The 7094-nt window shown below is 71.9% G+C and carries 5 protein-coding genes; 3 read left to right on the plus strand and 2 right to left on the minus strand.

Annotation, left to right across the window (positions count from 1 at the left end; translation table 11 throughout):
• Positions 1 to 265: 265 nt before the first annotated feature.
• A complete protein-coding gene (locus tag JK359_RS15885) occupies positions 266 to 1102 on the minus strand; it encodes a TetR/AcrR family transcriptional regulator (protein WP_201836011.1) in 837 nt (278 codons plus the stop codon).
• 377 nt (positions 1103 to 1479) lie between these two features.
• On the opposite strand from JK359_RS15885, the gene JK359_RS15890 reads away from it, so the two are divergent.
• The gene (locus tag JK359_RS15890; protein ID WP_201836013.1) at positions 1480 to 2859 is read left to right on the plus strand and encodes an NAD(P)/FAD-dependent oxidoreductase; all 1380 of its coding nucleotides are present in this window, start codon (positions 1480 to 1482) and stop codon (positions 2857 to 2859) included.
• 131 nt (positions 2860 to 2990) lie between these two features.
• Positions 2991 to 4637, plus strand: coding sequence for an ATP-binding SpoIIE family protein phosphatase (locus JK359_RS15895; protein ID WP_201836015.1), 1647 nt, complete (start codon positions 2991 to 2993; stop codon positions 4635 to 4637).
• Between the two features lie 240 nt (positions 4638 to 4877).
• Here the strand turns inward: JK359_RS15895 and JK359_RS15900 are convergent, their stop codons facing one another.
• On the minus strand, positions 4878 to 6161 hold the full coding sequence (locus JK359_RS15900; protein WP_307788117.1) for an MFS transporter: 1284 nt from the start codon (positions 6159 to 6161) through the stop codon (positions 4878 to 4880).
• A gap of 110 nt (positions 6162 to 6271) precedes the next feature.
• Between JK359_RS15900 and JK359_RS15905 the strand changes: the two genes are divergently transcribed.
• A complete protein-coding gene (locus tag JK359_RS15905; RefSeq protein WP_201836017.1) occupies positions 6272 to 6826 on the plus strand; it encodes a MarR family winged helix-turn-helix transcriptional regulator in 555 nt (184 codons plus the stop codon).
• Positions 6827 to 7094 lie beyond the last annotated feature (268 nt).

A 7094-nucleotide genomic window follows, 5' to 3' on the forward strand; every position in this document is an offset into this window, starting at 1 on the left:
ATCCATCCACCCGTCCGAGCCCACCCCACGAACAAGAGAACGCCCCCGACACCCCCTCAGGGGCGCGGGGGAGGGCGCGACGAGCCGAAACGAGCCCGCACACAACCGGCCACGGAACCCGCGCTGACCGTCCCCGGGGCACGCCCCGTGAGAACGCCCCCGACACCCCCTCAGGGGCGCGGGGAACGGCGCGGCAAGCCCGAACGGACCCGCACGCAGCCGACCACCCGCACCCCCGCATCCATCGGCTCCCGCCGCCCCGTACTCACGCCGGCCGGGACCGCAGCCCCTCCAGCAGGATGTCCAGCAACCGCGCGGACGCAGCCGCCTGCTGCGCCGCATCCGGCAACGACGGCGCCGCCGTGGCGATCACCAACAGCACGTCGGCCACGGAAACGTCCGCCCGCAGCTCTCCGGCCGTCCGGGCCCGCTCGACCAACTGCCCGACCACGTCGAGCAGCGCCCCGGCCCCGGCGTCATCCGCCACCGCCGCAGCCCCGTCCGACACGAGCCGCAGCTCACCACCGCCCGGATGCATCCGCTGCTGAGGCACCCGAGCCTCTTCCACGGAGCCGACCGAGCCGACCGAGCCGGCGGACGCGACCGAGGCCGCGGACGCCACCGCATCGGCCTCGCCCGGCTCGTCCGAACCGGCGGAACCGACCCGCAGGACCTGTGGCGGCAGCAACCGCCCCGCCCCCGATGCCACGGACGTCCGCAGGAACCGGGACAGTGCCGACCACGGCTCGTCCTCCTGCCCGAGCGCGGCCCGCGCCTGCTCGGTCAGCCGCGCCGTCTCCTCCTCCGCAATCCGCCGGACCAGCACGTCCTTGCTGGGAAAACGCCGGTACACCGTGCCGACCCCGACCCGTGCCCGCCGCGCCACATCCTCCATCGGCGCGCCGTACCCCAGCTCGCCGAACACCTCACGCGCCGCACGCAGCACGTGCTCCAGATTGCGCTGTGCGTCCACCCGCAGCGGCGTCGTACGCGCCCCGTCGACGCGTCCGTTGCCCGCCGCCGCGTTCATCGCCGCGTTCACCGTCGCGCCAGCGGGCGCGACAGCGGCTGCAGATGACCAATGCGTGTCCTGAACATGCATGTCTTCCCCCGGTAATGACGTCTCCCCCCGGAGACTCTCCCCGCCACTGAATACGAAGTGCGCGGCAGTGGCATCGGTCCCGACCGGACCCGCCCGTCGCGGACCCGTTCGACCACATTCCCTACACCCCGTCGACACACGAACATAGTTGAGAGGCAGTCAATTCAGAAGGGGCAGGTTCCGCACAGTGCGCCCCCCGATCGGAGTACGGGGGGTGTACGCCCCGATTCCGCCCCTTCGCCCCCGCTCGTCCGACCCCTCTGACCTGCTCCCTTTCGTCCTGCACGGATACCGCACCCGCCTCTGCGCGCACCCGGCCGCCGGTCACACAAATTGCCGGGGCTGTGGACAAACAACAGCGACGGGTGCGTCATGGGATGGTGAAGGAACGTGCGCGCATTCTGGTTGTCGGCGGCGGCTACGTCGGGATGTACACGGCCCTGCGCCTCCAGCGGAAGCTGAAGGGCGAGCTGAGGCGGGGCGAGGTCGACATCACGATCGTCACACCCGACCCGTACATGACGTACCAGCCGTTCCTCCCCGAGGCCGCCGCGGGCTCGATCTCCCCGCGCCACGTCGTCGTACCGCTGCGCCGCGTCCTGGACCGCTGCCACGTCGTGATCGGCGAGGTGACGTCGATCGACCACGGCATGCGGACCGCCGCCGTCACCACGCTCGCCAACGCCGAGGCGGGCGAGGCCGCCGAACTCCTCGGCTACGACGAACTCGTGCTGGCCCCCGGCTCGGTCTCCCGCACGCTGCCCATCCCCGGCCTCGCCGAGTACGGCATCGGGTTCAAGACCGTCGAGGAGGCCATCGGCCTGCGCAACCACGTCATCGAACAGATGGACATCGCCTCCTCCACCCGCGACCCCGCGATCCGGGACGCCGCCCTCACCTTCGTGTTCGTCGGCGGCGGCTACGCCGGCGTCGAGGCCCTCGGCGAGCTGGAGGACATGGCCCGCTACACCGCGCGGTACTACCACAACCTCCGCCCCGAGGACATGAAGTGGATCCTCGTGGAGGCCACCGACCGCATCCTCCCCGAGGTCGGCCCGGAGATGGGCCGCTACACGGTCACCCAGCTGCGCCGCCGCAACATCCAGGTGCTGCTGGGCACCCGCCTGGAGTCCTGCGCCGACCGCGTCGCCGTCCTCAGCGACGGCCAGCGCTTCCCGACCCGTACGCTCGTGTGGACGGCCGGCGTCAAACCGCACCCGCTGCTCGAGGCGACCGACCTCCCGCGCACCGACCGCGGCCGGCTGCGCTGCACGGCCCAGCTGACCGTCGACGGCACGGAGCACGCATGGGCCGCGGGCGACGCCGCCGCCGTCCCCGACGTCACCGCCGACGAGCCCGGCACCGAGACCGCGCCCAACGCCCAGCACGCGGTCCGCCAGGCCAAGGTCCTCGGCGACAACATCGTCCACACCCTGCGCGGCGAGCCCCTGGAGACGTACGCGCACGCGTACGTCGGCTCCGTCGCCTCCCTCGGCCTGCACAAAGGCGTCGCCCAGGTCTACGGGCGCAAGCTGAAGGGCTACCCTGCCTGGTTCATGCACCGCGTGTACCACCTCAGCAGGGTGCCCACCTTCAACCGCAAGGCCCGCGTGCTCGCCGAATGGACCCTCGCCGGACTCTTCAAACGAGAGATCGTCTCGCTCGGTTCACTCGAACATCCTCGAGCGGAGTTCGAACTCGCGGCCGGTGGAAAGCCTCCTCACAGCCCTTCCGACGACCCGAAGGGGTCGTCCTGACCGGACCCAGGAACTCCACGGACCGCTGAGGCGTCTGACCCATGTCGCCGCGGCCCGTCCCCTGCCAGACTGCCCCATGTCCTCGGACGGGCCACCCGCCCGCCCACCGCACTCACGAGGCTTTTTCCACAGTGAACTTCACGCGCTGGAGCGCCCGCCTCCCCGGAACACAGCGCCGCGCCGCCGCGCGGACCGAGACCCCGGTCGCCCCGGACCGGCGGGGGGAGGGCTCCGTGCCCGCGGCCCGCGCCGAACAGCCCGCCGCCGAGACCCCACCGGTGCCCGCCGTCGACGAACTGCCCGCGCGTGACGTCCTGGACCGCGTCCCGGCCCTCGTCGCCCTCGTCCACGGCCCCGACCACCGCATCGCCTACGTCAACGACGCCTACACGACCGCCTTCGGCACCCGCGCGACCGGCGCCGCCGCCCGCGAGGCCCTGCCGGAACTCGCCGAACTGGGCCTGTTCCCGCTGCTCGACCAGGTCCTGCGCAGCGGCAAGCCCCGCACGCTGAAGTCCCGCAAGGCCGTCGACGGCCGCTCGTACACGTTCACGTGCACACCCGTCGCCGAGGACGGCGACCGGGACGCGGGCGTGCTCGTCTTCGCCACGGACGTCACCGACCACGCCGAGGCCGCCGAACGCCTGCGAGCCAGTGAACGCCGCCAGCGCGAAACCGCCGTCACCCTCCAGCGCTCCCTGCTCCCGCAGGAACTGGAGCAGCCCGACGACCTGCGCATCGCCGCCACCTACCAGCCCGGCGGCACCGAGGCAGCGGTCGGCGGCGACTGGTACGACGTGATCACCCTCGGCGGCGGCCGCACCGCCCTGGTCATCGGCGACGTCATGGGCCGCGGGGTGCGTGCGGCGGCGGTCATGGGCCAGCTCCGCACAGCGGTCCGCGCCTACGCCCGCCTCGACCTGCCCCCGCACGAGGTCCTCCAGCTCCTCGACGGCCTCGCCACCGAGATCGACGCCAACCAGATCGCGACCTGCGTCTACGCCGTCCACGACCCCAACGAGGGCCGCCTGGTGTACGCGTCCGCGGGCCATCTGCCGATCCTGGTCCGCGACGAGAACGGCACCGTCTCCCGCGCCGACGAGCCCACCGGCCCGCCGCTCGGTACCGGCGGCTGGATGCACGCATCCGGCTCCATCGCCCTCGGCCCCGGCGCCACGGCCGTCCTCTACACCGACGGTCTGGTCGAGCGCCGCGACGAGGACCTGGACGAGGGCATCGCCGCTCTCGAAGGCGCCCTGGCCGGCGCCACCGGCACCCCGCAGGTCGTCTGCGACCGCCTGGTCCGCTCGGCCGGCGTCACCGCCGACCACGACGACGACGTGGCCGTACTCGTCCTCCAGCACCCGGCCCGTACGGGACCCGACGGCGACCTCTTCCGCAACGCGGCCCTGGAACTCCTCGGCGGCGTCGAGGCAGCGCCCCGCGCCCGCGCCTTCGCCTCCGGCGTCCTCGCCAGCTGGCGCTTCCCCGCCGAACTGCACGATCTCGGCGTCCTCGCCACCAGCGAACTGGTCGCCAACAGCCTTCAGCACGGCACCCCGCCCATGCGACTGCGGCTCCGCCGCACCGACCGCCGTCTGATCATCGAGGTCACGGACGGCGACGACCACCTGCCAAGACGCCGCCGCGCCGAACCGGGCGACGAATCGGGCCGGGGCATCGCCATCGTCGCGACGATCGCCTCCAGCTGGGGGTGCAGACGGACGCCTGGCGGCGGCAAGGCGGTGTGGTGCGAGTTCGTCCTGCCGAAGGGCTAGCCGCCTCGTAGGTCTCGGACCGTTGCCGGGTGCGGGTGCGGGTGCGGGTGCGGGTGCGGGTGCGGGTGCGGGTGGGGGTGCGGGTGCGGGTGGTGCGGTGCGGGTGCCGGCGGTGCGGGTGCTGGTGGTGCGGGTGCGTGGATCGCCGGCCGCGCAGTTCCCCGCGCTCCTTGCGGGGCGTTGCGCCGCAAGGAGCGGGCGACCCACCACCGGCCCGCCCCGGCGGCACGCGCTGAAGAGCTACGCCGCGAGGGACTCCGCAGGCGCCTCGCCACGGGCGACCACGCGACTCCGCGCGGCGAGCCACGGCCGGTCCTGTGCCGTGGTCAGCTCCCGGCCCAGCCGCAGCGCCAGGTAGGTGATGCCCAGCGAGAACAGCAGGAACGTCACGATGTACGGCCCATGCAGCGCGGCGCCCAGGGGACCGCCCACCGCCGGACCGACCGCCAGGGCCAGCTGCTTGACCAGCGCGAACGCCGAGTTGTACTGCCCGGCCATCCCCTCCGGCGCAAGATCGGCGACCAGTGGCGCGACCGTCGGTGACAGCATCGCCTCGCCGAGCCCGAACAGCGCGTACGTCGACACGAACGCAGCCGCGGCCATCTCCTGGCTGCCGTGACCCAGCCCCGCGTACCCGGCGGCCAGCCAGGCCACGGCCCAGATCAGACCGACCCCGGCGATCACCCGGGACCGCCGCCGCCGCTCCACGAACTTCAGCACGGCGAACTGGGCCACCACGATCATCAGGGTGTTCGCGGCCAGGGCCGTTCCGAGGGCGGAGGTGGATATGCCCGCGGCCTCCACGCCGTACGCGCTCAGACCTGACTCGAACTGTCCGTAGCAGGCGAAGAACAGCACGAAGCCCAGTACACACAGCTGCACCATGGCGCGGTTGCCGAGCAGCTGCTTCCAGCCGCCCTTGGCCGGCCGCGCGGGCGCGTCCGCGATCCGCGGCGAGTGCGGCATCCGCACGGTCGCCATCACGCCGACCAGCAGCAGGAACATCGCCGCCTCGATCGCGAACAGCAGCGTGAACGAGGACACGCGCGTGGTGTCGACGAGGTGACCGCCGATGAGACCACCTACGCCGAGCCCCAGGTTCTGCAGGAAGAACTGCATCGCGAACGCCCGCGAGCGGGTGTCCGCCGTCGAGCAGTCCACGATCATCGTCGCCAGCGCCGGCTGCATCACGGCCTGCCCGGCACCGAGCGCAGCGGCGGCCGCCAGCACGGTGGCCGGGCTGCCCGCGAGGCCGAGGCTCAGTGCGCCCAGCGCGGCGGTGCCCAGGGCGGCGAGCAGGACCGGCAGCGGGCCGCGCCGCACGATCGCCTTGCCGGCGAACGGCAGAACGATCAGCGCCGCGACGGCGAAGACGGCGAGCACGAGTCCCGCCGTCATGGCTCCAAGGCCCCGCACCTGCGCCACATAGACGTACAGGTAGGGGACGGTGAAGCCGAGCCCGAACGCGCTGAGTGCGTTGCCCACGTGGATCCGGCGCATCGCTGCGCCCATCGCCCTGGTCACGTTCACCTCTCTCACTAGTTAAGTCCGAAGACTTCAAGGCTAAAGTTCGAAGCTAAAGAGTACATGCCGAAGGACTTCAAAGCAAAGGGGTGGCGTGCCATACTGCGCCCATGGCCGACACACCCGGCGTCACGGACACGGAGCCGACGCTCGAAGAACAGATCGCCGCGTACCAGCGCGAGTTCCAGGCCCTCGACCCCCAGGTCGAGAAGATCGTGTCGGCGCTGTCGCGGCTGAACCGCCGTATGAACGTCGCGTACGGCCGGCAGACCGCCGCCCTCGGCATCAGCAACGCCGAGTGGGAGGTCCTCAAGGCGCTGGTCCTCTCCGGTGCCCCCTACCGCCTCGGCCCCAGTGAACTCGCCAAGCGCCTCGGTCTCACCCCGGCCGCGATGACCCACCGGATCGACCGCATGGTCGGAGAGGGCCTGGTCACCCGTGAGCGTGACGAGTCCAACCGCGTCCGGGTCATCGTCGAGCTGACACCCGAGGGCCGCGAGAAGTGGCTGGAGGCGATGCGCCTGGCGACCGTGTTCGAGGAGGACCTCCTCCAGGACCTGACCCCCGCGGAGCGTGCGGTGCTCGGCGAGGTCCTGACCCGCCTGCTGCGCAGGGTGGAAGACGCCCAGCCGGACGCCGGCGGCCGGCTCAGCGATCTCGACTGAGACCGCACAAAAGATCTTGACAGGTGGCTGTTGACACGCCCCAGTCCGTTCCGTAGAGTTCTTCGGGTTGCCACGGAGCCGTAACGCTTCTGCGACAACACTCAGCCGCTTCGAGCGGCACCCCTCACACCATCAGCACGATCTCCCGACCGGGTTGATTTCGGCGTGCCCGAATTCAATTCGAATAGGGACTCGGCGGCCCGATTGGGAATCGCCGGGCGGATCCGCTAAGGTTTGAGACGTCGGAACGGCCCAACGGCCGGGAAGG

This window comes from Streptomyces actinomycinicus, from assembly GCF_016741775.1.
GTDB classification, from domain to species: domain Bacteria; phylum Actinomycetota; class Actinomycetes; order Streptomycetales; family Streptomycetaceae; genus Streptomyces; species Streptomyces actinomycinicus.

What these genes read in the sequence shown, in the direction of transcription:
- JK359_RS15885 (WP_201836011.1), bottom strand. Translation starts at nt 1,102, where the DNA reads ATGCATGTTCAGGACACGCATTGGTCATCTGCAGCCGCTGTCGCGCCC.
- JK359_RS15890 (WP_201836013.1), top strand. Translation starts at nt 1,480, where the DNA reads ATGGTGAAGGAACGTGCGCGCATTCTGGTTGTCGGCGGCGGCTACGTC.
- JK359_RS15905 (WP_201836017.1), top strand. Translation starts at nt 6,272, where the DNA reads ATGGCCGACACACCCGGCGTCACGGACACGGAGCCGACGCTCGAAGAA.